This window comes from Caballeronia udeis (genome assembly GCF_001544555.2).
In the GTDB taxonomy this organism is placed as follows: Bacteria; Pseudomonadota; Gammaproteobacteria; order Burkholderiales; family Burkholderiaceae; genus Caballeronia; species Caballeronia udeis.
The window spans coordinates 1-26,238 of the sequence record NZ_FCOK02000017.1 but is presented as its reverse complement, the minus strand read 5'-3'; the positions used below and the strand labels follow the sequence as shown (position 1 = coordinate 26,238).

Here is a 26,238-nt window from a genome sequence, read left to right as displayed (position 1 = left end):
GCGTATCTGTCGGAAAGCACTCATCGCGACATGATGCTGCGCGCAGAATTCGCACGACAGAGGAACAGGACCTTGCATTTGGCATTCATGGTGCTACCCCAATTTGATGGCCGTTATTTTTCGCGCGGACGCTACAGACACAATTTGTCAGTGCCGTGACATTGGAGCGGCGCCGCACCTCAATTATGGGTTTGAGCACCCTGAAAAAACTTTTCCGGCCCGACCTCCTTGGCCGCAGCCTCGCCCCGTTGGGCGTGACCGCAGCCAACTTACATCGTCGCCACGATGTGGAGCACGAAATCCTTGATCTCCCGGCGAACTTCTTCAGGAATTCGAACGAACTCGAGGCCATAGGAAATGCCGTCGGCTTCTTCCCGGCGATTGCGTACTTCGACCAATGCCATGACAGGGCGAACGCGATGGTCAAACTCCAGATTCATGGACAGCCGGGCGCTTTGACCAACCAACAGAAAATCCTCCGTCGCCGAAACACCAGCGCCGATAGAGCTAATGTTATTGACAGTGACATCGACAGTCGGGCGGTTATATTCACCTGATTGCAGCTTGCCTCGGAACGACGTGGTCACTCGCTGGTGCTTGCGAACAGCCGCCTGAGCGACGCTCGCGGGATATTCGAGATAGAAGCAACCAAAAGGGCCCGCTACGTCAAGAAGCAACTGCGTGGAGAATTTGAAAAGGCGCGCCCCCGTAAAGAGTCGTGCCTCGTACCGGGTGTCAGCGACTAAAGTCAACGCCGCCTCCTCCCCGAGGCTGCGAACAATCACGGCCTTGTCCTGAATAACCCCTACCAGCTCGACTGGAACGGCTTCGGCAACACCCACCGGCGTGAGCTGAAAGAATTCAATTTTCTGCTGCAGGTCGGGCAATACTGCCGGCTTTTCCGCGACAGGCAGCGCCGTCTGAGTGGAGATATCTCTCACGCCAGCAGTCCCAAAGAGCCGTTGCGCTTGAGTATTGGTCTTATGGTCAGGGGGCTTCGCGGCAAGCCCCGAAGTCGATTTATTCAGCGGAGCGTCGTCTTGCCGATGACCAAGGCGATACAGACGTTCCAGCAGGCTTTCTGATGAGACGATCTGGCCTTTCTGGAGAAGAAGCTGTCCGTCGAGGCTATAAATCGGAAAATCAGTTTCCCTATCCAGCGCGATGTCGCGGCGAGTGATTTTCATTAAAGGCATATAGTCAAACCGTGCGCGCGGACCTCCAGAATGCCTTCGCCGAAATTTCGGCGTAAGCCAGTCGAAACTTTGATATGACGCAAATATTTCACAGGATCTCATTCCAAGATGAATTCAATATGTCATACCAATAGTCTTATCAAGGTCAGTGATTGGCCGGCAAGCAAACCGCGCTGGGCGGCGCCGGCACTGAAGGTTCATACGCCTTCTTCATGCAGCGTTGACAAAACCAGAGGCTGAGCAAGATGAGCGAGGTCATGTTCAAGTACCCATTGCGCAGGGCTCTCTTCAAGGACGCTCACTCTGGAAGTCAAAACCGAGCGCGAAATACTGCTCAGCCTCTTTTTCTCAAGTGGTGTCTGGTGCTTAGCCATGGAACGTCACGATGCCAGGTGTTGCGCTCAATGCTGCCGTCAGCGTGTGTTGGGAAAAGGGCTTGGGCGCAGACGTCGAAACGCACACGCCGTTCTCGCAAATGTGGGATCCGGTTGATCAGTTGCCGCGCGTGCGTCCGATGCCGGGCTTCGGTATGTTCGTTGCCAGTGACATGACAGACGGCGCGGTCAGCTTCACGTCGCAACATAACTACGCGCGGCAAGGCTTGAAAGCCGGTTTGCCAATCAAGCAGATTGAGGTTCACGGCTCGGGCGAGGAGCACCATGACACGAATAAGGTGGGGAACCGTATCATGCAGGCGTGCATGGCCGGCGCTTTGACTGACTACATTGTCAAGAGGCCCACTGGCCTGGACAACGACTCTACGGACATGAGCGGGCCCGCCAGAAAGCTCCTCCTGGCGGTTGGCAACAAGCCGGCATAGAAGGGCACGAGCTATTCGACTATCTCAGTGCCGGGCAGGTCGTCAAAAACCCGCGGCTTTCAGGCGCTGTAGCGGAGCCGCAGCGCTGCCGATCGATTCAATCCATGTCGGATTTCGCTCATTTTTAGGATAAACCACGTAGTACTATCGATTTCTTATTTAGAAAACGTGGCCTGAAGCACTGCGAGATTCATCACATGAACGATACACCCAAGAACCCGGTTCGCGCCCAGATCCAACCAAGGCATGCGATTGCCGAGATTGCCAGGGTCCTCTGGCACCTGCGAAGTTTTCTGACTTTTCTGCTGATCCTTTTCCTCATTTTGTCGGTCACAATGCATTACTTTGGCGGCACAGTCGACACAAGCACGCGAACACCATCATCGCTGGGTCAAACCTTCTACTTTTGTGCAGTCACGGCGCTGACCATCGGTTACGGCGACGCAGTACCCACCACCGTGCTTGGCCGGATTGTTGCGGTATTGCTTGGGTTGCTCGGCGTATTGATGACCGGCGTGGTAACAGCTTCCGCTGTGTATGGTATTCAGGTGGCTGGGCAACGGGCCGGCCTGTTACCCCGGTAGGCGCGGATGGCTGCTGGCCGACCGATGAATATCTCCCCGCGCTCTATCACCCAATGATCAGGCCACGATGTGAGAGTTAAGCACTGAGGCCGATACAAGCAACCTGGCCAGCGGCGTCAAGCGTTGCTTAGCCAGGTAACCACGGTGTTTTTCGTCGAGGCACAATAGAAACTTCCAGCGGCCTGCAGGCATATCACCCGATGAATGCTTTGCCTTCTGGAAGCTTTCGCCGCGAGACCCACACCATGACAGCATCCCCCGCGCTGGTCCTGTTCGACATGGAAGGCGTACTGTCTCACTACGACCGCTCCGCGCGGGTCGAGCACTTGTCCGCCGTATCAGGCCAGACGCCCGACGCCGTGCGTCACGCTATCTGGGGCTCCGGACTCGAAGCGCGCGCCGACGCAGGGCAGATCAGCGACGACGAGTATTTGAACGCACTGGGCGTGTTGCTAGGCTGCCCGATCCATCGAGACGACTGGCTGGCTGCCCGCCGCGCGTCGATCACGCCTTACACGGAAGTGATCGCACTTGCCGCACGTGTTGCCGAACGCTCCCGGATTGCCGTGCTGACAAACAACTGCCGCCTGGTCACCGACCATATCGGCTATCTGAATCCTCCCGTGGCGCAACTCTTCGGTCTTCACGTGTATGCATCCGCTTCGTTCGGCGCAGCAAAGCCGGCGGCTCAAGCCTATCTTCGCTGTCTCGAACAGATCGGCGTAAGCCCGGACGAAACGCTTTTCATCGACGACTCCGACCCCAACGTAGCTGGGGCTATGGATGCCGGTCTGCACGGATACAAGTTCGTCAACGCCGATGCGTTATCAGAAGAGCTGGCGCGCCGGCAATTGCTTTAGCGCGTGCAATCAGTCCAGGTTCAAAGGAAATCAAGCCGCGCAACCGAGCATCCATTGAACGCCAAATCGATCAGTGAGCTTGCCGCGAATCGACTCATTCGCAAGCGACATGCCGCCTGCGCCATGGCGCAACACGTCGACCACCTTGCCCAGACCGCACTGGGTGTAGAAGTCAAGCGGCTTAAGGCTCGCTCAGTGCGTGCCGATCTTGCGCAGTTTGTCGTCAAGACTGACGCCCGATGATTCTCTCGTACTGGAACGACGAAAGGCGGTGGCAAATTCCATCCGCTGCTCGGGACACCCACTCTCTCACTGCGCAAGTTCGGCAGGCTCCAGCAGATCCAGACTTGCGCCGCCTTGATCTTGTGGCCCGCCACGTGAAGCAGCTCTTCGCGCCGCGCTTCGATAATGTTTCGGGGCCTTGCCGGTTGCGCGCTTGAAGGCGTTGCTGAACGCGCTCTCGGACGTATAACCCAGCGAGCGCGCGAGAGCCACAACGGCGATGCCCTCCTCCCGCAGCGCCCGCTCCGCCAAATGCATGCGCCACTGCGTCAGGTACGTCAGCGGAGCAACACCCGCAGCAGCCTTGAAGTGCGACGCGAACGTTGTGCGGGACATCGCGACGGCCCTGGCAAGCTCTTCAAGCTGCCACGAGCGGCCGGGGTCGCCGTGCATCAACCGGAGGGCAGGCGCGAGCCGCTGATCGCCAGCGACCCGAAGCCATCCGGCTGCAAGGGGACCCGCGGCTTTCAAATGCACGCGCAAGATCTGGACAAACATGAGCTGGGCGAGCTGCGATGACGCAATGTGCGCACCCGGGAGTCCTTCCTCGCGCTCCCTGACAAGCTGGTCCAGAATCCATCGCAAGGCCGTTGCCTGAGGCGCGCCGGCGCGAATGTGAATGAACGGCGGCAGCACCTCCGCCAGAAGGCCCCCGTTGGTTGGGTCCAGGCGGACATGGCCGCCGATCTGAATGAAGTCCTCGCCAGCGCCAAGTTTCGCGATCTTGCTCAGGTTGCCGGAGAACAGGGCATGCGCGTCGACCGCTGGCGTTGTCAGGTCGCTCGCGAGAACAAAGGAACGTTGCGCCGAGAGCAGGAATACGTCGCCGGTTTCAGCGCGCACCGGCTCTTCTTCGCCGTCCATGATGACCCAGCACGTCCCCTTCACCACCACGCTGAACTTGATCTTGTCCGGTGCTGGAAAACGGATCGCCCATGCGCCGCCCGCGGTGAATCCGCCCGACACCACGGTTTCGGCGTTCACCAGCTTGAGGATGTCGGAGAAAGGGTCAGCGCTCATTTCCGTACGATCGCGCAAGTAAAGCGGATTTACAAGTATTCATAGACTGGAAGAGCGTCCCTACACTGGTCGAAACGCATCGAATCCTTCCCCGAACGGGAGGAAACGCGCGAACCCTGCGAGAACGGCGTACTTCACTAATAAGGCACATCCAATGGTCACCTTGCAACAACCCATTAGCTCCGGCTTCGGCCCGGCATCCACCGCCGCCGACGTCATCGGAGACATCGACCTGTCCGGCAAGACTGCGATCGTGACCGGCGGTTATTCGGGCATTGGCGTGGAAACCGCGCGAGTATTGCGCGCGGCTGGCGCAAGAGTCATCGTGCCGGCACGCGACCGAGACAAGGCCGCAATCGCGCTGCGAGGTATCGATGTCGAGACCGAAACCATGGACCTGCTCGATCCGTCCTCGATCGATACCTTCGCCAATCAGTTTCTCGCTTCCGGCGAGCCGCTGCACATCCTCGTCAACAGTGCGGGCATTGGCGGGGCGCCCCTGACCCGCGATGCGCGCGGTTACGAACTGCATTTCGCAACGAATCATCTTGGCCATTTTCAGCTGGTCATGCGCTTATGGCCCGCTTTGCGGCAAGCGAATGGCGCGCGTGTCGTAGCGGTATCGGCGTGGGCGCATAGCCGCTCGCCCATGGTGTTCGAGGACATTCATTTCGAGCGTCGCGACTATACGCCGTGGTTGGGTTACGGCCAGTCGAAGACGTCAAACATCCTGTTCGCGCTGGCACTGGATGAACGCGGCAAGTCCCACGGCGTGCGGGCTTTTTCCTTGCATCCGGGCAGTATCGTCAACACGGGTTTGTCCAGATATCTCTCGCCCGAGCTGCTTCGTGCGGCCCGTCTTATCGATGAACAAGGCAGGGCCCTCATCGATCCGGCCAGGAACCTGAAGACAGTAGAACAAGGCGCGGCAACGAGCGTCTGGTGCGCAACGAGCCCGCAACTCGATGGTTTGGGCGGCGTCTATTGCCACAACAGTGACATCGCTCCGCTAGTGCTTGATGAGATCGCGGCCAATCAGTTCGGCTCGATGGCACTCGGCGTGATGCCCCATGCTGTCGACCCGCAAGCGGCCGATCGTCTCTGGCGCGTGAGTGAAGCACTGCTGGGGCTTGCGCCATTCGAGCCCGTGTGAGAACTCTCGCTAAAGCGATGCTCCGGCTCGCCATGGATGGCAACGCCGCCAAGATCCTGAGGACCACTGAGCTGGACCGGTTGTCCGCGATCTCCGCTGTATCCGCCGGCTAGCTTTCAAGTGCTTCAGCAGCGCCTCATGCCGGCGCCCGCGGCTCCCATGCCAGTTCCATGAATACGCGGCACAGTGCTTCCATTCCCTTGGCGTCGTCCGCGTCAAAGCGGGCCACTGACGGGCTGTCCACGTCCCACACACCGGCCAGGCTGCCGTCCTTGGCAACCAGCGGCACGACAATCTCTGATTGCGATGCCGAGTCGCATGCAATGTGTCCGGGAAACTCATGAACGTCCTGCACCACCTGTGTGAGCCGGGTTTGCGCGGCGGTGCCGCATACGCCCTTCCCAAGCGCGATGCGAACGCAGGCCGGTTTGCCCTGGAAAGGACCGACGACGAGTTCAACGCCATCGAAGAAATAAAAGCCGCTCCAGTTCAGGTCGGGCAGCGTGTGATACACCAGCGCCGAAAAGTTGGCCGCATTGGCAATGCGATCAGTTTCATCGCTGAGAAGCGAGCGCGCCTGAGCAACAAGCTCGTCGTATTGCGCCGCTTTTGAACCGGTTGATGGCTGGACGGTGAAGGACATGATGGCAGGGTCGAAGCCATGACCGGTGAGGTCATGGCTGTTAAAAGAAGAGAGTCTTTTGACCATAGCACAGCGCGCCGAAGCCGGCTTACCTCGGCGCCTGCAGCTTCACGGTCGTAACGCCAGGGTCAGCGGCAATGGCCTCTTCGGTGAACGGAAAGCGCAGCCATTGCTTGCCGGCGAAGCGGCGGGTTGCATCGCTGAAATGGGGCGAGGCGGGGTCGTCGGATTCCGAATGCGCGAGCATGGTGTCCGCCTGCACGCCGTTCGCGTCAAACGAAACCACTTGCAAATAGCTCTCGCCGTGGCCGCTGCGATCGATTGCGTAGCCGCCTGCATCGAGTGGATGGACCGCGCACATCACCGTGAAATAACCCGCATCGTCACAACCGCCAAAGAGCGGGACACGCTCGCCGTTACGCTCGACGTGCAGCAGTTCGCCACGCGTGGAGTCGAGTGCAAAACCGTAGCGCTGCATGGCAAGCACCGCCCCGCCAAGCGCCTGCTGAAGAGCGGGTTTAAGCGCGGGATTGGAGACGTCGAGACCGCGTGGTGTCGCAAGCGGTGCGGCTGGATCGAACGGCACGCGATAGAAATGCGCCAGCCCCGCCCCATCCAGGCGACGCCAGAATTCGTCCCAGAGATTGGCGCCACGCGCATTGGTGTTGGCCGTGCCGTCCCACTCACGCAGTACCTTGCACGCCGGTCCGAGATCCACCGTTTGCGCCTTGCCGCCGGGCATGCCTTGCGTGACTGAAACCACCGAATCCGATTCATCAGCACAAACCGTATCGAGGATAGGCTTGCGGAACAATTGCTCCGACATGGACTGGCTATCCAGCACCTTCGTCTCAAGCGCGAGTCGCGTCACGCCGCCCTTCTGCACTTGCAATTCGGCCGCAAGCGTGTGGCCAAAACGCGTGCGCAGCGACTGCTCCGTGCCGGTAATGCCGGCCACATTCGGATAACCCGTCATTGGCGCATTGGCGTTGGTCAGCCAGTAACTGCCGTTGAAGTTGCCGACGTAATCACCGCGCGCCATGCTCGGCATCTCGGCGACCGGCAATGCGCCCGGCTGCGCGCTCGATGCGTCTACGCGCCATCCGCACGCACTTTTCGACCCATCGAGAAACGGCACGCCGGGCGCTTTCGCGTCGAACGCGCGGCCAAGCGGCGTCGTGCAAGCGGCAGCGAGTGAGTCAGGCACGTCCGGCACAGCGCCGAGGTCAGCGAACCATGCGCGTGGATCGTCGCGGCCGATCGCTAGGGTGTTGACCCACGGCGTAGCCGCGAGGCGCTTCTGGATCGCGATGAAGTCATCGAGGGAGCGCGCCTGGTCCCACAACAGGAAGTTCTCGAAGGACCGCGTGTTGTCGGTGTTCACGTCGCGCAGCGCGAACGCATGTTGCGCATTCCATGCGAGCGCCGGTGACATGGAAGACAGATCGACGAGCGGACCAAATCGCGAGCGGTACAGCGTGCGCGTGACGGACGTCAGCGAGCCGTCGGCGTTGCGGGTCTGGACCGTGACGGGCACGTGTGTCATTGGCTCGCTGACGCCGTGGTACACGTAGCGCGTGGGATCGGCGGGATCGAGCGACAGCTGGAAGATGCCGAAGCGCCGCGCGCTCGACACGGTATGCGTCCACGCGATGTCGTTGTTAAAGCCGATCATCACGACCGGCACGCCGAGAAACGACACGCCCGCCACGTTCAGTTGACCGGGGATGGTCAACTGCACTTCGTAGAAGCGGTCAGGCCCGCGCCAGAACCAGTGCGGGTTGCCGAACAGGAGGCTGCGGCCTTCCTGCGTGACCGGCGCGCCAAACGCGAGCGCATTACTGCCGATACCCCGCCGCCCGCCTATATCGAGCTGCGAAGGTGCAATATCGACAGCGCCGGTTTGCACGCCCGGCGCTGACGGTGCGTGTTTCGCAGGAGGCTGCGCGTGCGCTATCTGCGGCAAAAACCGTGCAGCGCCCCCCGCGAGATTGGCTGCCACGAGCCGCCGGATCATATCGTCGGAAGTGATCTTGCCGACCCACGGCTTGCCTTTGCACTCGGCATTCGCGCCGCCCATGCGTCCCGCGTCCAGTTCGTCGACGTATCGGTTATAGCCCGCCACGAAACCGTCCATCAACTCGCGAATGGGCGCGGACTGAGCGGACTTGTAGCGCTCGACGGTGCTCGAGTCGTCGACGAAACGAAAGAAGAAGTCGGCCTGAAGGTTGCGAGGCTGTCCGAAGGAAGCCTCTGATGGCGGATGGGCATCGGCGCCGAAATATGACGAACGTTCGCCGCGAAACGTGACGAAACCATCTGCGAGCGTGCACAGGTTATCTTGCGCCTGCACGTATCCGTAGCCGTAACCGAGGCTGGCCCAATCGTCGGCCTTGATATGCGGGATCCCATCTTGCGTGCGGCGGATCTCGACACTAAAGCGCGACTGGGCGCTCGCGAGGTTTCGGGGAGACTGTACACAGCCGCTCAACATGGCTGTGGCGAACACCACCGCAGCCGTGAGCCTGAGAACTTGCTTCATGACATTGAGCCTCGAATCAATGGGCGAAACCGATTGGTGAACCGCCGTGAGGGTGCGGGACCGTGCCCATCGGAATGCCGTAGATTGCGCCGAGCGTCTCACCGCGCATCAGGTCCGCAGGAGTACCCGATGCCAGCAGCCGGCCGCCCTTGAGCGCCAGCAGATTGTCGCAGAAACGCGCGGCCATGTTGACATCGTGCAGCACTACCACCACGCCCAGTCCGCGCTCCACGCTCAAGATCCGCACCAGGGGCAAAACCTCGATCTGATGCGCAATGTCCAGCGCCGAAACAGGTTCGTCACGCAGCAGGCATTCGCTGTCCTGCGCAACAAGCATGGCGATCCACACACGCTGGCGCTCGCCGCCGGAGAGGCTGTCCACCGTGCGGTGCGCGAAACGCGGGCAAGGAGGACAGGCTCGCAAGGAAGCGCGCCGTGCTGCTTTCGGCCTGATGCAGGAAAGGGGTGTTCCAGGAGGGATTGGGTGATTCGGCTATTCGTGTTTCGCAAGCTCCGCACGATGGAGCTTTGGCCACGCTTAGAAAAGCTGGACGGGTATCCGGAGGAAGATCAAACGACCCATATGCCGTAGTTGCAAACATCCGGGACCGGCTGCGAGACGCCAGGTAGAAGTATGTTCGTCGGCACCCGCTTCCCTGAACGTTTCTTATCGAGCGCGTTCCGCCTTCGCCATGACCGCCTCAACAATGCTCATGATCTGCTGACTTGCGATTTTCACGTGCGTCTCGAGCAACTTGGTACCGAGTTTTACATCACGATTACGGCAGGCATCGATGATCGCCATGTGTTCTGCATGCGATTGCTCACGAATAGGCACCTTCACCACTTGAAAGCGGAAATACCGGTCGCAACGGTCATGCAAGACGCGAAGCATCTGGAGCGTGATGTCGCAACGTGCGGGACGATAAAGCGTTTCGTGAAGCTTCCAATTCAACGAGCCCCACTCCCCACCCGTCGCCTTGTCCATGTCCTTGACGATTCGCTCTGCCTTGCCGATTTCCGCGTCTGTGATCAAAGGAATGGCTTCAGAGAATACCCACGGTTCGAGGCGGAGGCGAATGTTAAATGTCTCTCGCACCTCGTCAACCGACAATTCCTGAACGTACGCGCCCTTATGCGGAACCACATTCAAAAGGCCTTCTGAATGGAGCCTGGTGATCGCTTCGCGGACCGGCACGCGGCTCACACCCAGCTCTTCGGCCAACACTTCCTGACGCAAAACACTGCCCGGCGAGATCTGACCACTCAAGATCATCTGCCGAATTTCATCAGTGACGAGTTCCACCGCGGTGGGGCGAACAATTTTTCGCGTCACACGCTCCACGACTTCCGGTTCCGGAGAAGTCATGGTCCTGGAAGATCTTTTCGTGGGAGTTGCGGTGGCCATTGCCGACTGTCTGTTTGGTAGGGACAAACAAATGTACCATGAACCGGCTTTCGTATCCAAAATCCAATCTGCTGTTTATGCCTGTTTACATTGCCGCGCGCCGTATCCATGAGCCATCTTTCATGACGGCTGCAATACGTTCGCCCTGGCCCGTTAACACGTTGATATCCTCCAAAGGATCGCCATCGACGATCAGCAGGTCAGCGAACGCATCCTTCGCAACAACGCCCAGCTTGCCCTCCATTCCAACAATTTCGGCGCCAATCTTCGTTGCCTGGCAGATGGTCTCGAATGCCCCTACGATAGCTGCCCGAATTGACAACTCGTCGCTCTGGAACTGATGCATGTCACCGAGCAGGTCGGTTCCCAATCCAACCTTTACACCGTTGCGTTTGAGAATCTCAAGTGCACGCAAGCCTTGCGTTCGTACGTCCTCGTTCTTCTTCAGCGCGCTCTCGGAAACACCGGATTTCGCGCCGACCTTGCTCATTGCGTCGTAGGTCACCAAGGTCGGGACCGCATAGGCACCGTGTTTCGCCATCACCGCAGCCGCTTCATCATCAATCAAGTTACCGTGCTCAATGGTGCGAACGCCCAGTTCAACCACGCGCTTGATTGCCGCACCCGTGTAGGCATGCGCCATCACATAGGTCTGGTGCGAATGAGCTTCTTCTACTGCCGCCTTGACTTCGTCGACGGAAAACTGAAAATTGCCGATCGGATCAGTCGGCGATGCGACTCCACCTGACGCCATGATCTTGACGTGGTTGGCGCCGGCGCGCATTTCCTCGCGCACTGCCTTGCGCATCTCATCCACGCCGTCAACGATGCGTCCAATGGCACCGAGATTGCGATTGCACCCGCATGGATCGGGATCGGTATTGTCGAATCTGTCGCGGAAATCTCCATGACCGCCTGTTTGAGAGAGCGCTTTTCCTGCAACGAAAAGGCGTGGTCCCGCAATCACACCTTCATCAATCGCTTTTGCCAATGCATAGTCCGCACCGCCGGCGTCCCGCACGGTCGTGAAGCCACGATTGAGCATGCGTTCAAGAATAGGCACCGCCTTGAGCACCGCAAAGGTGTTGGGCAAGCGGCTGTTCGATCCCAGATTCGCCACCGACGCAATTACGTGTGCATGACAGTCGATCAGGCCAGGCATGACCGTGCGGCCGGCCACGTCAATGATCTCCGCGCCTTGTTCCGGAACCGGCTCGCGCGACACGTCAGTGATCAGGTTTCCCTCGATCACGATCGAATACAGGGCTTTGTCGAGTTCATGATTCGCGTCCAGCACCCGCGCGTTCTTCAAGATAATCATTCAATACTCCATTGCAAGCAGGCCGATGAACTCCTTCGAATTCATTTGAGCAAGAAACCCTTGGCAAGCGGGTCTTGATCATCCACAAAGATTGTGTTAAAGCCTGTGACTCGCGCCCAGCCTTCGATGCTTGGAATGATCGCGTCGTATTCGCCAACCTTCGTTGCCTCGGTCGCAACGCCGTTAAAGAGCGTGCCAATAATGCTTTCGTGGACAAAGGTCTCACCAATCCTGAGTTTTCCCTTGGCCACCAGGTGCGCCATGCGAGCGGACGTGCCTGTTCCGCAAGGCGACCTGTCGATCGCCTTGTCGCCATAAAAGACGGCATTTCGCGCGCTCGCACCGGCTACCGTTGGCTCGCCCGTCCACATCACATGACTCAAGCCATTTATCTCGGGCTTTTCCGGATGAACGAACTGGTATTTTTCATTCGCCTTCTGCCGAAGAATCGGGCTCAGCCGCTGGATATCAGTTGGGCGCAAGGTATGCATGCCCGCGAAGTTCTGTTGCGGCTCGATGATGGCGTAGAAGTTGCCGCCATAGGCCACATCGAAACGGATCTCACCGAGCCCGGCCAGATCCACGCTGAGGTCGGTCGAATGCAGGAACGAGGGAACATTGATCAGTTGAACTGAATCGACATTATCCCCGTTCAACTTGTAGCGGGCAACCACGAGGCCGGCAGGTGTGTCGAGCCGGACGACGCCCGGTTCACGCGGACGCACAAGCCCGTTCTCGATAGCGGTCGTGACCGTTCCTATCGTTCCATGACCGCACATCGGCAGACAGCCGCTGACCTCGATGAACAGGATGGAGATGTCGCAATCCGGCCGGGTCGACGGATACAAAATCGACCCGGACATCACCTCATGCCCCCGCGGTTCGAACATCAGGGCTGTGCGGATCCAGTCGAACTCCTGCTCGAAATAGGCCCGTTTCTCAATCATGTTCGCGCCCTGGAGCACGGGCGCACCGCCCGCGACCACGCGGACCGGGTTACCGCAAGTGTGACCGTCGATACAGAAGAAGGTGCTTTTCATTGCTTGACTCCGTTCATCGTTAAACCTCGCTCGAGAGTATGCTGCCGCTGCCCGCGACGCTCAACCTCGAATCGTCTTTGCCATGCCAGCCCAGGCACGGCAAAGAGCACGCGAGAGGCTTACGACAATGCCTTCAAGTCGTTCATTGTTTTCTCGATGATGGCGACGACCCTTTGACGCTCTTCACCTTCGAGTTTGAGGCGCGGAGCCTTCAGGTTTTCCGAGTAGCCGGCAGTGATGTTTTCGGCGAGTTTGATGTATTGGACCAGCTTGACATGGACGTCAAGGTGGAACAGCGGCGTAAGCACGCGATACAGCTTGCGAGCCTTTTCGAAGTCGCCCTTCACCGCCAGATCGAGTAGCTCAACCGATTCCTTCGGCACAGCGTTGGCCATACCTGACACCCAGCCCGTCACACCCAGCGCTGCCGACTCAAGCACCAGATCATCGACACCACAGAACACCAGGAAGCGATCGCCGAACTGGTTGTAGATATCGGTCACGCGTGTTGTGTCGTATGACTCTTCCTTCACAGCGACAATATTCGCTTCGCCCTTCAGTTGCTCAAGCAGATCCGGACGCATATCCACGCCATAGCCGCGCGGATTGTTGTAGATCATGATGCCAAGTCTGGTGGAGCGAGCAATAGCGCGATAAAACTCGACCGTTTCACGATCATCGGACTTGTAGGTCAGGCCGGGGAAAACCATCAGGCCCTGCACACCAATTTCTTCTGCATCTCGCGCAAACTGAATCGCGCTGTCCGTGTTCGTTTCAGCAAGACCCGACACAACCGGCACACGGCCCTTGACCGTTTCAACCGCGATCTTGAGGACGGTGCGCTTTTCGTCCGGCGTCAGTTGGGCATTTTCGCCCACCATGCCCATCATGACAACGCCGCCTACGCCGTTGTCGATGAGGCGATTCAGACCCGCCTTGATGGCTTCCTGATCGAGCGAACCATCGTCCTTCAATTTCGTTGTAACCGCGGGAAAAACACCTTTCCAGTTAACTTGCATGACAACACCTCTGAGAATGAACTAAAAGCTTAAGCGGGCTGTGCCGCGAGAACCGAGGTCGCGTGGACGCCTCGCTTATTTCCGGAATCGCCCGATGGAATATTCATCCAGCGGCGTCCGGGGTATTCGATTCACTAATAAATCTGCCACGAGTGCGCCGGTCGTGGCAGCTTGGGTAAGCCCAAGATGCCCGTGGCCGAACGCATAGATCACCGACTTCGCTGAGGGTGATTTACCGATCACCGGCAAAGAATCGGGCGTGGCCGGCCTGTGTCCCATCCATTGCACCGCGCCCTCGTCCTGGATGCCAGGCAGGAACCTCTTCCCTAACGTGAGCAAGGCATCGCTACGCTTGTAGTTCGGCTTGGCCTCGAGTCCTGCGAACTCCGCCGCTCCCCCGATCCGAATGCCAATATCAAGCGGCGTCGCCACGAATTTGCGCTCCGCAAAAATGACCTCTCTCGACAGCGCAATGCCGGGTTGCGGCAGTGTTGTGTTGTACCCGCGCTCGCTATCGAGCAACACCCTGTCTCCCACTGATTCAGCCAACGACGCCGACCATGCCCCGGTGGCAACAACTATCTGCCGCGCGGCGATTGATGCTCCGGTCTGAAGAACTGCAGATGGCGCGTCCTGGTTTGCTACGTCCAGTCTGGTCACAGCCCCTTCGACGAAGCGGGCGCCTAGAGCCTTGACCCGTGTGCAAATCTGCGAAACCAGCTGCTTCGGGTCCCCGATATGCGACCAGTCTTCGAGAAACACCCCGTGCCTGAACACCGGCGCCAGCGCGGGTTCGCACTCCTGCACCTCTTGCTGGTTCAGCGCGCGCCAACGAACGCCAAGCTCTTTTTTCAACTTCCATTCTTCCGCATCGGCGTGAAAGGCCTCGTCGGTTTCATATAAGGTCAACGCGCCACGACGATAAAATGTGCTCATCGCACCAACGTCTTCGAATAGCGGAATCAGGTCGTCATAAACACGGTTATTAAGGGCTGCGAGCGCCACGGAAATTTCCTTGAACCTCGCAGGATTACTAGCGCGCTGAAACTCCAGGAACCAAGGCAACGCGCTTGGCACGTGCTTCCAATCGAGCGCGAGCGGACCAAGCGGATCGAACAGCCATTTCGTCGCTTTGAAAAACAGGCCGGGCACCGAGATCGGCGTGCTTTCGGTCACTGCAATACCACCCGCGTTACCGTGTGAGGTACGGTCACCGTCGAAATCGCGATCGACGATCGTGACCGTCAACCCCTCCTTGAGTGCAGACCACGCGCAAGCAAGCCCAACGACCCCCGCTCCAATCACGAGGACATCGGAAATGCTTGCAGTCGAGGTCGTCTGGTTAGACATTACGTTGAAAACCCCCGTCTGACGACCGGCGCTGCCGCCCGCTTAATAGAAACACTTACACGTACTCCAGATCACCGCTGTCAGCGCCGTCAAGTTGGAGCGCCTCACGGCACGCCTCTAACGGAGTAATGGCAAGCTGAGCGAACACGTAGGCCAGCTCAATGCGCGCTTCGTCATAGTGCCCCGCACCATCAAGGAGATTGAGCGAGCCGATGACGATTCCTCGCTGACGGATCGGGATATTCAACACGCTCTCACAGCCGATCGACCACAACACCTCGTAATCGGAGAAGACCGCCTTGATGTCTTCGCGCGTTGCTCCGCGAAACACCTTTCCGTCCTCAAGCACCTGCTGGGTCCAGATGCTCTTCGTCACACGCTTTCGACCACCTACCGGATTGATTTGCTGCTGCGTGCTGTAAACGCGACCCAGCAGTCCGCTCGAAGCGTCATACGCCAGCACCGTGAACAGTTTGTGACCAAACGCATCCTGCAAGCCGCGATCCAGCTCTTTCCAGAAGGTGTCAACCGCCTCGTTCCGATGCAAGGAAAATGCTAGCGCGCTGATTGCAGATATCGAACTGGCTTCAGACATATCTATACCCTCGCCTTCGCGTGAGGGAGGCTTCCGCCATGACCGTCACCGACGCCGTATTCATCCGCCGTGATCTCTTCCAGCGTTTTACCGCTGGTTGACACACCCAGGATGATCACTGCAAGGGCGCCGACCAGCAGGATGGACGTAGTCATTCCAAATACACCGGCGAAACCCCAGATCGGGTAGATGTAGCCCACCAGCATTGGAGAGCAAATCGCGCCAATGCGGCCAAACGCGGAAGCCGTTCCCATGCCCGTAGCCCTGAGATGCGTCGGGAAGACTTCAGGCGTATAGGCATATTCACCGGCATTCACGCCATTCATTGCGAATGACATGAAGATGGATGCGAGTACGACCGCGGTGTCGCCTTGCGCATACGCCAACCAGAGGCCGGCGAGGCAGGCAAGCCCCATATAGCTGACGATCGTCACCTTCCGGCCAAGCTTCTCGCAGAAATAGGCGGACGAGTAGTAGCCGGGAATCTGCGCCAGATAGATCAGGATCGATACGGAGAAGCTCTTCGTAATCGTCATGCCGCGCGCCACCAGCAGGCCCGGGATCCACACGAAGAACGCGTATGAGCAGAAAGTGACTGAGAGCCACAAACACCAGGACATGGCGGTCGTTTTGGCCAGCGGTGGTTTCCACAGAAGCTTCAGATTGCTGAAGAAAGAGCCCGACTCCCGAGATTCGAAAGTCCATCCCGCGACCGGAACAACCGGCGGCAGCGTCACGCCGGAGCGCTCAATACGACGTTCAATGTCCGAGACAACTGCGTCTGCTTCGTCGTGCCGTCCACGCATTTCCAGCCAGCGTGGTGATTCGTGCAACGACCGGCGCCACCACAGCAGGACCACGACGGGCAGTGAGACGACTATCAGTGAAATGCGCCAGCCTTCGGGGTTGAGAGGGATCAAAAAGTAACCGATCAGTGCCGAAGCAACGAAACCGAAAGAGAAAAATCCTGCGAGTGCGCCCGTGAAAGCGCCGCGGTAGCGGTTGCTCACAAACTCGACAAGGAACGGAGCGATGATTGCACCTTCCGCACCCATGCCAATGCCCGCGATCGCCCGTAGCAGCGCAAATGTGTGCCAGTCGCTCACAAACGCATTGGCAAACGTAAGGACGCAGAAGAACGTAAGCGCCCACATCATGACGACTTTGCGACCGAAGCGATCGCCAAGCAGTCCGGCAAACAGCGCACCCACCAGGAAGCCCACGTAGGTGCTGCTTCCGAGGAGCCCGGTCTCGAAACTGGTCAGATGCCACTTCGCACGCACCACGGGAAGGATGAAAGCAATGATGCCGGCATCAACCGCTTCAAACATGAATCCCAAACCGCCCATGATGAGCAGTATGAAGTGGAAACGACTGAACGGTAGCCGCTCAAGCCGCGCTGCAATGGGGGACATATAGACTCCGCAGTGAAGGAATCGCTGAACAATTTTGAACAACGACCGTCGGGTCAATCTTGAGTGCGTCCAATATCTTGGATCCAAAATCCCGTGTCAAGCCGGATGTGCCCTATGCCACTTTTTTGACGGGTAAACCCTTGCCAGCCGGATCCTTTGGGTACGCTTGCCTTTGTGCGGCGAAGGTTCGGACTAAATTTGCAGTGTAGGATATTGGATCCAGCATTTGCAAACGCAGATTGGTGCTTGAATCACTCCTTAGGCTGACATGAACAACACAGTTAATTTGACTCTGGCGGAGCTATCCGAACTCTCCAACCGGGTCCTCGCTGCAAACGGAATGGCAGCCGATCACGCTCAAGCGATCGCGGAAGTGATCGTCGCGGGCCAGCGTGATGAATGTCAATCACACGGAATCTACCGGTTGATCGTCTGCGTCAACACGCTACGAAACGGCAAAGTGGTTCGTGATGCGAAGCCTGAACTGGTTGATGTTTCGCCAGCGCTGGTGCGTGTAGATGCCAGGTTCGGCTATTCCCAGTTGGCGTTTCAGATGGGAAGCAAGGTGCTTGTTCAAAAGGCCCGACAGGTCGGGATAGCAGCGCTGGCTATCAACAACTGCTTCCACTTTTCGGCGCTGTGGCCCGAGGTGGAATATCTCGCAGGCGAGGGCCTTGCAGCTTTGGCAATGACGCCGAGCCATAGTTGGGTTGCACCTGCGGGAGGAACCAAACCTCTATTCGGCACGAACCCAATCGCCTTTGCGTGGCCTCGACCAGGGCGTTTTCCATACGTGTTTGATTTCGCGACAAGCGCGATAGCGCGTGGTGACATCGAGCTTCACCGGCGCGCGGGAAAAACAATTCCTCTGGACTGGGCTATGGACGCGAATGGTCAACCAACTGACGATCCCGCTGCTGCGATGCGCGGCGCGATGATGACATTCGGCGGTCACAAGGGCTCCGCCCTCTCCGCGATGGTCGAACTACTGGCTGGGCCACTCATTGGAGACCTCACCTCTGCCGAGTCGATGGCTTTCGACCAAGGTGTTGGAGCAACACCGTGTCACGGCGAATTGATCCTTGCGTTTAATCCAGCCATGTTTTCAAGTGGCAACAGTGCTGACGACCTTCAGCGTGCCGAAGCTCTTTTTGGCGGCATTGTCGGCCAGGGTGCTCGCTTGCCATCGCAACGACGGTTTGACGCCCGCCTTAGAAGCGAAGCCAACGGTGTGCAAGTGCCGCGCCAACTTCTCGCCGATGTGTTGGCCCTGATCCCGAGCTGAGCCATAGTTGACAGCCCGAAGCATCACGCACCGGATGTATCACGCGGGCTGCGTTTGAACATCGTGACAATGAGCTATACGCCGCCCAGCAGCGTCGCCATCACGCCCGCCGGCATCTCCTGCGGGAACAGGACCCAGCGGCCGAGCCAGTCGGACGCGACCACATGAGGCAAGCGCAGGAACAGCAACGCTGCGATCTCGTCCGGGCGGCTGATGCAACGCCGAAACGCGGGAGACTGGATGAATGACGTCCGTGTCGAATCGGTGCGTCAGGCAAAGAATGCGATCGCCTGGCCGTTCAACCCTGGCATATCGATAACGGGGCCCAGGCAGCGTCCGTCGACGAAGTCGAACGCAATGACGGTATCCCGAGCGACGCAAAACAAAACTCCCTCAGGGTCGAAGCGCAGACCCCGGGGACGATGAAAGCTCATATTCCGATCCACCCGGAACACGCGGACAAGGCTACCGGTTGAACTGTCGTATTCGCGTACAGTGCATACCGCGTCCGGCTTTCCGAAGGGAAACTCGCTGGACACAAGCACATTTCCGTTCGGCCCAATCGTGAGATCCAGTGGACTCACAGCGTCGTCCGCAATGAATCGGGAAGCATGCAGTCCGCCGTCCGGGTCAAACACGACGATGTTGTTCTCACCCTCACCGTCCGGACCGATGCCGGAAGCAAGGAAAAGCTTGCCATCCGGACCGAAGGCGAACCCGCGAGGATACGGAACCGCACTGGCGGGCAGCACAGATTGCGCGACGCCGTCGAGATGGGGGGGAAACGCAGCAATCGTCCGCGCGCTACGCAATCCAACGTAATAGCGCCCATCGGGCCCAAGGCTACCGCCTCCGGCATTCAGTCCCGGAACGGAATCCGTGTCACGTACCACCCTCCCTTTGGTGTCGAGCGCAAGGATGCGGTCGTTTCCGCTATTGACATAAAGATGCTGCCGATCCGGACTGACGCTCATGCCGCGAGGATCGACGATGCGAGGGTCGTCGCTGAACGAGCCAATGAAAGTACCGTCGAGGCGGAATGACAGGAGCGCCCCGTATCCATCGCCGTTCGAACCAGACGCGCTGGTAACCAGAATGCTCATATCGAGTCCTAAGAGATAGATTAGAACCTTTCACCCTGCCGTGCCGTAGTGGCCAACGCAACGACCGGCGCTGCGTTAACGCGGGTCGTTGCGTCCTTCAGGGCGTGCTTGTGTGAAGGGAGTCAGGTACCGGAATCCGCTCTTCCGGGTCCGGATGGCGGGGTGCAGAATTACGCCGCCCGCGTTTCAGCGTGGAACGGGTAGTCGGTGTAACCGCTTGCGTCGCCGCCATAAAAAGTACTACGGTCGTACCGGTTGAGCGGCAGATTCAACCGCAGGCGCTCGGGCAGATCGGGGTTGGCGATGAAGTGGCGGCCAAACGCGACGATGTCCGCGTGGCCCGCTTCGATGATCGCGCCCGCAGTCTCTTTCGTGAAGCCGCCTGCAGCGATCAGCGTGCCGGTGAACTTCGGGCGCAGATGGCGCGCCGCGACCGGATCGTGAACTTCGCCGATCGTTTCCGTGCCCTTGATGCGTGGCTCGACCACGTGGAGATAGCCAATGCCACGCTTGTCCAACTGCTCCGTCACGTAACCGAAGGTCGTTTCCGGATCGCTGTCATGCATCGAGCCATAGGTGCCGCTCGGTGCAATGCGCACGCCAACCCGATCCGCTCCCCACACGGAAATTAGTGCGTCCGCTACTTCGAGGAGGAAACGGGCGCGATTTTCGATCGGCCCACCGTACTCGTCGGTGCGAGCATTCGAACCGTCCTGGAGAAACTGGTCCGGCAGGTAGCCGTTTGCGCCGTGCAGTTCCACACCGTCGAAGCCCGCGCGCAATGCTCGCTCTGCCCCCCTGCGGAAGTCCTCGACAATGGCGGGAATTTCGTGCAATTCAAGCGCGCGGGGCATCGTGAATTCGACTTCGCCGTTCACTGAATACGCATGGCCTTCGGCTTTCAGCGCAGACGGAGCGACGGGCGCCGAGCCGCCTGGCTGAAGATCGGGGTGAGACTGACGGCCGACATGCCACAACTGGAGGAAGATGCGAGCGCCTTTGGCGTGCACGGCATCGGTAATCCGGCGCCATCCTGCAATCTGATCGTCAGAGTAGATTCCGGGGGCCATTGCATAGCCGTAGCCCTGTACCGAAACGGGGGTTGCCTCCGTGACGATAAGGCCACCTTCGGTTGCGCGCTGCGTGTAGTACTCGACCATCAGATCGCCCGGCACGTCACCGGGCTCCGAACGCATACGTGTCAATGGCGCCATCGCGACGCGATGGGAAAGGGTGTAGGGACCGACTTTGACGGCTGAAAACAGCTTGCTCATGGAGTTACTCCTTGCGGATCAGTTAGCACCGGCTTGCGGTACGAGTGCGGTAACACGTTCGATGGCTCTTGCAACTGCGGAGAGAGCCACAACGGCGACTTGCTGTCAGACGAGCCTGGTAGCGGCTCGCCAGACACAGAAACATCGTCGCTGAATTGAACTGGCCAGGGTAGACAGCGTCATTGCATAACAGTCATTCCCTTGGGGCATATCGGGCGGACCTCATCTCTGTAGGTGAACAGCTTGCGGCGCAACGGAAGTCGCTGAGGATAAGAACGCGTTACCGTATGCCTGTGCGCAGTGGGTGTTATGACAGCGCTACGTAACACAGCGCAGCGCGGCGGTGTATCTTCCGGCAAGCAGGTTTTGCCGTGCGTGTTTGACGGGGCGACGCTCGAGCCCCGGGCATCCGTTCCTGGAGGGACGACCGTGGACCGACTGACAGCGATGGAAACGTTTGTGTGCGTGGTGGAGTCCGGTTCCTTTTCGGCGGCAGCGCGGTTGCTGAACGTTGGGCAGCCCGCCGTTTCCAAGTCCATCGCGCAACTCGAAGAGCGGCTCGCGGTTCGACTGCTGCTGCGCTCGACGCGCGGGCTGACGCCGACTGAGGCGGGTCACGCATTTTACGAGCGCGCAAAGCGGGCGATCGAAGAGGCCGACGAGGCGGAGGTTGCGGCAAGAGGATCGGCTGGCGCCCTCTCGGGTCGTCTCAGGATTTCAGCAGGGGTGACCTTTGCGCGGATTCACATCCTTCCGCGGCTCCAGACATTTCTTGATCAACACCCTGAACTCAACATCGACATTGTGCTCGACGATGAAAACATCGATCTGCTGGAACGCGGCATCGACGTAGCACTCAGGATGGGGGTGCTTGGCGACTCGAACATGACTGCACGCAAGGTCACTCACGGTCGGCGTTGCGTCGTCGGCACGCCCGCCTGGTTCGCAAAAGCCGGCGAACCTCGGGTACCTGCGGATCTGCTATCGCATCAGGCGATCGTGTATGAGCAGGGCGGCGGCGGGAGTGTGTGGTCGTTCAGGCAAGGCAATTCGGAAACGGCGATTGTCGTCACCGGGCGCGTCCGCGTGAACGCGGCGGAAGGCGTGCGCGCGGCCGTGCTCGCCGACATGGGCGTCGCGATCGCTTCGGAATGGATGTTCACGCCGGAACTCGCGAGCGGTGCGGTAAAACGCGTGCTGACCGACTGGGAACTGCCGGGTATCGACCTGTGGGCCGTTTTTCCCAGTGGGCGCATGGTCAGTGCAAAAGCACGCGCTTTCGTCGCCTGGATCGGGGAGATGTTCGGCCCTCAGATTGAAGCCTTGCCGATCGAGGCGCCGCCATCGACAAACAACGTTTGACCCGTGATGAAAGCCGCATCTTCGGACAGCAGGAACGTGATGGCTGCAGCAATCTCGTCTGGCTTGCCGAAGCGTTTCATTGGGACGGAGGCGAGATAGCGCTGCTCTCCTTCGCTTCCTGGCGCGTTATTGGCTCGAAACAGTTCGGTTTCCGTGGGGCCGGGAGCCACGGAATTGACCGTGATGCCGGTGCTCGCCAACTCGAGCGCCCAGGAGCGTGAAAAACTCACCAGGGCCGACTTGGCGGCGGCATAAGCCGTACGTTCCACAATGCCAAGGATAGTGAGGCTCGATACGTTGACGATTCGCCCCCAGCCTTGGGCGTTCATATTGGGCAGGAGTGCTTGCGCCGCCTGGATAGCCGGATGCAGATTGAGCGACATGACGGAGTCAAGCGCGTCCAGATCGATGGCGCCCAGCCTCTGCGGTTTGACCAGCCCAACGTTATTGACCAGGCCGTCGAACTTGTAGTCCGCCACAAGCTTATCGAGCGTGGCCTGCGTTTTCACGCGGTCGGACAGGTCGACAGAAACGAGCGTTCCTGGAAATCCAGGGTCGTCCCCATGACGTGCCAGCCCCACTACGCGGTGCCCGTCTGCGTTCAGCCGCTGTGCGACGGCCCTCCCGATGCCCCTGCTGGCGCCGGTTACGAGAAAAGTACGTGATTTCATATTGCCTCGATGTTCATGTATCAGCTTGCCTGTCCCATCGTTCCCGACGGTTCATGGCCGGGAACGAAGCAGGACCGAAGCAGGACCGGATCAAGACGCCGAAGCGAGCTTCTTGCGGAGAACCGGCAACATGTCCTGCGGCTCAGGACGGTGCGTATAGTCCGGGTTGACTTCCGAGTACAGGATCGTTCCGTCTTGCCCGACCACGTAGCGCGCCGGCATCGGCAACGTCCAACTGTCGTCTCCGTTGAACGCCGGCAGATCGTTCTTGAGGTTCTTGTACAGATCCACCAGATAGTCGGGCAATGCAAAGCGGATGCCGAATGCGGCCGCCACATCGTTGCGCGTGTCGCTCAGGATCGGGAAGCTCAGCTTGTTGGTACGGATCGATTTACGGCTGTTCACGGCATTCTGCGGCGAGATCGCGACCAGGCTGGCACCTTCGGCCTTGAACAAGGGCAGCGCTTCCTCAAGGGCCGTCAGTTCAAGATTGCAATACGGGCACCATACGCCACGGTAGAAGCTGATCACGAGCGGCCCCTGCTTCAGCAGGTCGACCGACGACACGGGTTTGCCGTCCGGATCATTGAGGGTAAATTCCGGCGCGACGTCGCCCGCTTTCAGAGCGCGTGCGGCCTGACCGGACGCCACGAGTTCGGCTGTCGCACGTTCCATGATCGGATGGATTTCCGGCGGTGCAAAGTACGGGGCTTTTCCGCCTTTGAAATCGGCCTTGAATGCGTCGAGCCTGGTTTGAAGTGACATGACAATCCCTTTCCTGATGAGGTTTAACGCACATTGCGTGGTAGGGATAGTCAGCCAATGGAAACCGGCGGAGAAGACAGCACGAATGCATAACTGTCATTCCTGCTGGGCATGGGAGACGACAAAGAGAACAGAGCGGCCGCTCCGCATCAAACAGCAGACTTGGCGTCGCACGAACCCGTAGAGTCAGGTGAGAGTGCCTGCTGCCAGCTACTCCATTGCGCGAAGTGTGGGCTGGAGCGGCACCGCGTTGAATCAGATTGACACCCATCGATACCTCGACCACCGGATTGAACGTGACCGTCACGATCGCAGTCATCGTTCACCCCGGACCAATCTGCACGCGTCTTGCCACCGTGTCCGGACTACAGCGCCGGAATGACGCTCGGAGTCTCAAGATGGTCCTCCACGCGCTTGATGCCCGCCACGCCCTCGGCCGCAATGTGGATGGCGCGCTTTTCCTCTTCGGATTCGATCACGCCCCATAGATGCGCGACACCGTCCTTGACGAGCACGCCCTGTTTCGGCAACCCCCAGCGCTGCCCGTGCATTTCCGTGACTATCGCGTTGCGCAGGCTCGCATCATCGTGCGAAACCGAATCTGCGGCCGGAGCAACGCTCGCGAGTGCGCGGATCAGATTTGAACGGCTGACGATTCCGACCAGTTTGCCGTCTTTCAGTACCGGCACGCGTTTGAGGTGCCGGCGCTCCATGAGGTCGGCGATCTGATCGAGCTGCATGTCCTCGGAAATCGAAATCACATGGCCGCACATCACGTCGCCGACGACCTGCCCGTGCTCCTTCACATACCTTGCAGCTTGCCCGCGAGGCGACGACAGCAGAAATTCAAGCCACCAGTTGCGCTTCCCACGGACAGTGCCGTTCTCCACGCGATGTAACAGATCGCCCTGGCTGACGATGCCAACGACCTGTTTGTTCGCATCGACGACCGGCATGCCGCTGATACGGTTGTCAACGAACAGTCGTGCCGCCTCGTGAATCGTCATGTCCGGTGTGGCGGTGATGACGGACATATTCATGATGTCGAGTGCTCGCATGGTCGCTCCTCCAGTGTGTTCGCGACGGGTCCCCATCTGTTGCTCCCGTCGCACGATTTCGGCAAACGCACCGGCGGCAAAGCGCGCGGCGCTGGGGCACCGACAGGTTCATGAGGCTGACGCCGCGAATCGCGACATGAATAGAAAAACACGAACGACGCGATTCCCTATCCACGGGGCAACCATCTGAAAGCGGCTGCAGATCTGTCTACTCGAATCGTGGAGGGCTCTCAAAAGCCTGGCGGCAGCGATCTGGTTACGCGGACCATGCTTGTGAGGCTCTTCGGCGAGCCGCCGGCGGCGACTTCGCTAACTTGCCCGTTGGGCAGGTTCTGCGCCCAGTACGCTTCTATCTTCCCGATCAGGTCCGGCGGCGGGGTCCCATAATTTTCAGCGGCTGCCTCTTCCCGGCCCTCATTGAGAGCCCACCGGAAGAACGCTAGCGCAGCGTTCGCGTCAGCCTTGTGCTTGGAGTCGGTTCTCATCAAGATGAATACGACACCAGGAATCGGCCAGGCTCGGTCGCCCGGCGGATTGGTGACGAGCTGGTAGAAATCATCCGCACGGCCCCAGGCCACTGTTTCCACCGCAGCCTTGAAACTCGCGGCCGATGGCTCGACGAACGCGCCAGTTTTATTCTGAATGGTCGCATAGGCGAAGGGCGCAGGGCCCGTGTAGGCCAGCTCAACATAGCCGATCGCGCCCGTGATCCGCTTGACATAGGTGGCAACAATCTGGCTGCTTGAGGCGTTGAGCCCCACTGGCCATTTGACCGTCAGGCCGCTGCCCACCTGCTCGCGCCATTGCGCACTCACGGCGCACAGGTAGCTCGTCCAGTTGAAGGTCGACCCGGACCGATCACCGCGATGAATCACGACGATTTTCAGATCGGGGAGCGCGAGTCCGGGATTGACCGCCTTGATGGCCGGGTCGTTCCATTCGGTGATCTTGCCGATGTAGATGTCCGCCAGCAGCGCACCCGTCAAGCGAAGCTGTCCCGGCGCAATGCCATCCAGGTGGACCACCGGCACGAGGCCGCCGGCCGCCACCGGAAACTGGATGAGTCCCGATGCGCGCAATTCGTCTGGTTTCAGCGGCATGTCCGAGGCACTAAAACTCACTGTAGCCGCTTTCAGCTGATCGATGCCGTTCCCGGAGCCAATGGGATGAAAACTCACTTGCTGGCCGGTTTTGTCGTAATAGGAGGCGGCCCACTTCTGCACCAGGGGATCGAAGAAGCTTGAGCCGGCGCCCGTGATTCCTCCTGCCGCCTGCGCCGCCAGCGCTTGACTCGCGAGGAGGCACGTCACCGCGATACATCGAAACACCGGCCATAGGTCGCGGGCCGTTCCAGGAATCAGTACGGAGATCAGAGCGACAGCGGTTCGCTGGACTTTGGTGTTCACGGCAGCGACTCCCATGGAGCTTTTGGGTTGCGCCTGCCCCTCCCGCCCAAGGATTGCGGCTCGCCG

General features: G+C 59.3%; 24 protein-coding genes and 1 pseudogene. 7 read left to right on the top strand and 18 right to left on the bottom strand.

What is annotated here, in order from left to right; translation table 11 throughout:
• Positions 1–269: 269 nt before the first annotated feature.
• Positions 270–1,187 (bottom strand): PilZ domain-containing protein, encoded by a 918-nt coding sequence (locus AWB69_RS14400; protein WP_062085734.1) that lies wholly within the window; start codon positions 1,185–1,187, stop codon positions 270–272.
• Between the two features lie 394 nt (positions 1,188–1,581).
• Here AWB69_RS14400 and AWB69_RS14395 point away from each other — a divergent pair, with 394 nt between their 5' ends.
• The 4 genes from AWB69_RS14395 (at position 1,582) to AWB69_RS47690 (ending at position 3,703) form a co-directional block, all read left to right on the top strand.
• Positions 1,582–2,016: a hypothetical protein gene (locus tag AWB69_RS14395; protein WP_062085732.1), complete on the top strand. Its 435-nt coding sequence runs from the start codon at positions 1,582–1,584 to the stop codon at positions 2,014–2,016.
• A 197-nt stretch (positions 2,017–2,213) separates the two neighbouring features.
• Entirely contained in the window at positions 2,214–2,600 is a 387-nt protein-coding gene (locus AWB69_RS14390; RefSeq protein WP_062085731.1) for a potassium channel family protein, read from the top strand.
• A gap of 245 nt (positions 2,601–2,845) precedes the next feature.
• On the top strand, positions 2,846–3,460 hold the full coding sequence (locus tag AWB69_RS14385; RefSeq protein ID WP_062085729.1) for an HAD family hydrolase: 615 nt from the start codon (positions 2,846–2,848) through the stop codon (positions 3,458–3,460).
• A 54-nt stretch (positions 3,461–3,514) separates the two neighbouring features.
• Positions 3,515–3,703 carry a hypothetical protein gene (locus AWB69_RS47690; protein WP_062085727.1) on the top strand — a complete coding sequence of 63 codons (189 nt, stop codon included), beginning with the start codon at positions 3,515–3,517 and terminating at the stop codon, positions 3,701–3,703.
• Positions 3,704–3,769: 66 nt separating this feature from the next.
• Here AWB69_RS47690 and AWB69_RS14375 read toward each other — a convergent pair whose 3' ends face one another.
• Positions 3,770–4,801, bottom strand: coding sequence for an AraC family transcriptional regulator (locus AWB69_RS14375; protein WP_063977810.1), 1,032 nt, complete (start codon positions 4,799–4,801; stop codon positions 3,770–3,772).
• A 115-nt stretch (positions 4,802–4,916) separates the two neighbouring features.
• Between AWB69_RS14375 and AWB69_RS14370 the strand changes: the two genes are divergently transcribed.
• The gene (locus AWB69_RS14370; protein ID WP_062085723.1) at positions 4,917–5,915 is read left to right on the top strand and encodes an SDR family NAD(P)-dependent oxidoreductase; all 999 of its coding nucleotides are present in this window, start codon (positions 4,917–4,919) and stop codon (positions 5,913–5,915) included.
• A gap of 136 nt (positions 5,916–6,051) precedes the next feature.
• On the opposite strand, the gene AWB69_RS14365 is transcribed toward AWB69_RS14370, so the two are convergent.
• The 10 genes and pseudogenes from AWB69_RS14365 to AWB69_RS14320 form a co-directional block, all read right to left on the bottom strand.
• Entirely contained in the window at positions 6,052–6,558 is a 507-nt protein-coding gene (locus AWB69_RS14365; RefSeq protein ID WP_062085916.1) for a GAF domain-containing protein, read from the bottom strand.
• Positions 6,559–6,646: 88 nt separating this feature from the next.
• Positions 6,647–9,100, bottom strand: a complete 2,454-nt coding sequence (locus AWB69_RS14360; protein WP_062085721.1) for a penicillin acylase family protein — start codon at positions 9,098–9,100, stop codon at positions 6,647–6,649.
• 16 nt (positions 9,101–9,116) lie between these two features.
• A pseudogene (locus AWB69_RS14355) lies at positions 9,117–9,500 on the bottom strand (ATP-binding cassette domain-containing protein); the annotation flags it as partial.
• Between the two features lie 267 nt (positions 9,501–9,767).
• Positions 9,768–10,469, bottom strand: coding sequence for a GntR family transcriptional regulator (locus AWB69_RS14350; RefSeq protein ID WP_062085719.1), 702 nt, complete (start codon positions 10,467–10,469; stop codon positions 9,768–9,770).
• 124 nt (positions 10,470–10,593) lie between these two features.
• On the bottom strand, positions 10,594–11,829 hold the full coding sequence (locus AWB69_RS14345; RefSeq protein WP_062085717.1) for a metal-dependent hydrolase family protein: 1,236 nt from the start codon (positions 11,827–11,829) through the stop codon (positions 10,594–10,596).
• A 41-nt stretch (positions 11,830–11,870) separates the two neighbouring features.
• A complete protein-coding gene (locus tag AWB69_RS14340) occupies positions 11,871–12,869 on the bottom strand; it encodes a 4-hydroxyproline epimerase (RefSeq protein ID WP_062085715.1) in 999 nt (332 codons plus the stop codon).
• Positions 12,870–12,988: 119 nt separating this feature from the next.
• The gene (locus tag AWB69_RS14335; protein WP_062085713.1) at positions 12,989–13,888 is read right to left on the bottom strand and encodes a dihydrodipicolinate synthase family protein; all 900 of its coding nucleotides are present in this window, start codon (positions 13,886–13,888) and stop codon (positions 12,989–12,991) included.
• Between the two features lie 75 nt (positions 13,889–13,963).
• Entirely contained in the window at positions 13,964–15,238 is a 1,275-nt protein-coding gene (locus AWB69_RS14330; protein ID WP_062085711.1) for an NAD(P)/FAD-dependent oxidoreductase, read from the bottom strand.
• A gap of 55 nt (positions 15,239–15,293) precedes the next feature.
• Positions 15,294–15,833, bottom strand: coding sequence for a GAF domain-containing protein (locus AWB69_RS14325; RefSeq protein ID WP_062085709.1), 540 nt, complete (start codon positions 15,831–15,833; stop codon positions 15,294–15,296).
• A 2-nt stretch (positions 15,834–15,835) separates the two neighbouring features.
• The gene (locus AWB69_RS14320) at positions 15,836–17,248 is read right to left on the bottom strand and encodes an MFS transporter (RefSeq protein WP_062085707.1); all 1,413 of its coding nucleotides are present in this window, start codon (positions 17,246–17,248) and stop codon (positions 15,836–15,838) included.
• 268 nt (positions 17,249–17,516) lie between these two features.
• On the opposite strand from AWB69_RS14320, the gene AWB69_RS14315 reads away from it, so the two are divergent.
• Positions 17,517–18,533 (top strand): Ldh family oxidoreductase, encoded by a 1,017-nt coding sequence (locus tag AWB69_RS14315; RefSeq protein WP_062085705.1) that lies wholly within the window; start codon positions 17,517–17,519, stop codon positions 18,531–18,533.
• A 269-nt stretch (positions 18,534–18,802) separates the two neighbouring features.
• On the opposite strand, the gene AWB69_RS14310 is transcribed toward AWB69_RS14315, so the two are convergent.
• Together AWB69_RS14310 and AWB69_RS14305 are read right to left on the bottom strand one after the other, a co-directional pair.
• Positions 18,803–19,636: an NHL repeat-containing protein gene (locus tag AWB69_RS14310; RefSeq protein ID WP_062085703.1), complete on the bottom strand. Its 834-nt coding sequence runs from the start codon at positions 19,634–19,636 to the stop codon at positions 18,803–18,805.
• Between the two features lie 170 nt (positions 19,637–19,806).
• A complete protein-coding gene (locus AWB69_RS14305; protein WP_062085701.1) occupies positions 19,807–20,910 on the bottom strand; it encodes an alkene reductase in 1,104 nt (367 codons plus the stop codon).
• A 429-nt stretch (positions 20,911–21,339) separates the two neighbouring features.
• Here AWB69_RS14305 and AWB69_RS14300 point away from each other — a divergent pair, with 429 nt between their 5' ends.
• A complete protein-coding gene (locus AWB69_RS14300) occupies positions 21,340–22,272 on the top strand; it encodes a LysR family transcriptional regulator (RefSeq protein WP_062085699.1) in 933 nt (310 codons plus the stop codon).
• Here AWB69_RS14300 and AWB69_RS14295 read toward each other — a convergent pair.
• From AWB69_RS14295 to pstS, 4 genes are all read right to left on the bottom strand, one after another.
• Positions 22,221–22,943, bottom strand: coding sequence for an SDR family oxidoreductase (locus AWB69_RS14295; protein WP_062085698.1), 723 nt, complete (start codon positions 22,941–22,943; stop codon positions 22,221–22,223). The two genes, AWB69_RS14300 and AWB69_RS14295, sit on opposite strands and share 52 nt — an antisense overlap.
• A 90-nt stretch (positions 22,944–23,033) precedes the next feature.
• Complete coding sequence (locus AWB69_RS14290) at positions 23,034–23,708, bottom strand: peroxiredoxin-like family protein (RefSeq protein ID WP_062085696.1); 675 nt, start codon at positions 23,706–23,708, stop codon at positions 23,034–23,036.
• A gap of 365 nt (positions 23,709–24,073) precedes the next feature.
• Positions 24,074–24,766 carry a CBS domain-containing protein gene (locus AWB69_RS14285; protein ID WP_062085694.1) on the bottom strand — a complete coding sequence of 231 codons (693 nt, stop codon included), beginning with the start codon at positions 24,764–24,766 and terminating at the stop codon, positions 24,074–24,076.
• 230 nt (positions 24,767–24,996) lie between these two features.
• Positions 24,997–26,238 (bottom strand): phosphate ABC transporter substrate-binding protein PstS (pstS, locus tag AWB69_RS14280; protein ID WP_331712672.1); only part of this gene is annotated, 1,242 nt, incomplete at its 5' end.

Coding starts and splice junctions, on each gene's coding strand:
- AWB69_RS14400 (WP_062085734.1), bottom strand. CDS start 1,187: ATGAAAATCACTCGCCGCGACATCGCGCTGGATAGGGAAACTGATTTT.
- AWB69_RS14395 (WP_062085732.1), top strand. CDS start 1,582: ATGCCAGGTGTTGCGCTCAATGCTGCCGTCAGCGTGTGTTGGGAAAAG.
- AWB69_RS14390 (WP_062085731.1), top strand. CDS start 2,214: ATGAACGATACACCCAAGAACCCGGTTCGCGCCCAGATCCAACCAAGG.
- AWB69_RS14385 (WP_062085729.1), top strand. CDS start 2,846: ATGACAGCATCCCCCGCGCTGGTCCTGTTCGACATGGAAGGCGTACTG.
- AWB69_RS14370 (WP_062085723.1), top strand. CDS start 4,917: ATGGTCACCTTGCAACAACCCATTAGCTCCGGCTTCGGCCCGGCATCC.
- AWB69_RS14365 (WP_062085916.1), bottom strand. CDS start 6,558: ATGTCCTTCACCGTCCAGCCATCAACCGGTTCAAAAGCGGCGCAATAC.
- AWB69_RS14360 (WP_062085721.1), bottom strand. CDS start 9,100: ATGAAGCAAGTTCTCAGGCTCACGGCTGCGGTGGTGTTCGCCACAGCC.
- AWB69_RS14350 (WP_062085719.1), bottom strand. CDS start 10,469: ATGACTTCTCCGGAACCGGAAGTCGTGGAGCGTGTGACGCGAAAAATT.
- AWB69_RS14345 (WP_062085717.1), bottom strand. CDS start 11,829: ATGATTATCTTGAAGAACGCGCGGGTGCTGGACGCGAATCATGAACTC.
- AWB69_RS14340 (WP_062085715.1), bottom strand. CDS start 12,869: ATGAAAAGCACCTTCTTCTGTATCGACGGTCACACTTGCGGTAACCCG.
- AWB69_RS14335 (WP_062085713.1), bottom strand. CDS start 13,888: ATGCAAGTTAACTGGAAAGGTGTTTTTCCCGCGGTTACAACGAAATTG.
- AWB69_RS14330 (WP_062085711.1), bottom strand. CDS start 15,238: ATGTCTAACCAGACGACCTCGACTGCAAGCATTTCCGATGTCCTCGTG.
- AWB69_RS14325 (WP_062085709.1), bottom strand. CDS start 15,833: ATGTCTGAAGCCAGTTCGATATCTGCAATCAGCGCGCTAGCATTTTCC.
- AWB69_RS14320 (WP_062085707.1), bottom strand. CDS start 17,248: ATGTCCCCCATTGCAGCGCGGCTTGAGCGGCTACCGTTCAGTCGTTTC.
- AWB69_RS14315 (WP_062085705.1), top strand. CDS start 17,517: ATGAACAACACAGTTAATTTGACTCTGGCGGAGCTATCCGAACTCTCC.
- AWB69_RS14310 (WP_062085703.1), bottom strand. CDS start 19,636: ATGAGCATTCTGGTTACCAGCGCGTCTGGTTCGAACGGCGATGGATAC.
- AWB69_RS14305 (WP_062085701.1), bottom strand. CDS start 20,910: ATGAGCAAGCTGTTTTCAGCCGTCAAAGTCGGTCCCTACACCCTTTCC.
- AWB69_RS14295 (WP_062085698.1), bottom strand. CDS start 22,943: ATGAAATCACGTACTTTTCTCGTAACCGGCGCCAGCAGGGGCATCGGG.
- AWB69_RS14290 (WP_062085696.1), bottom strand. CDS start 23,708: ATGTCACTTCAAACCAGGCTCGACGCATTCAAGGCCGATTTCAAAGGC.
- AWB69_RS14285 (WP_062085694.1), bottom strand. CDS start 24,766: ATGCGAGCACTCGACATCATGAATATGTCCGTCATCACCGCCACACCG.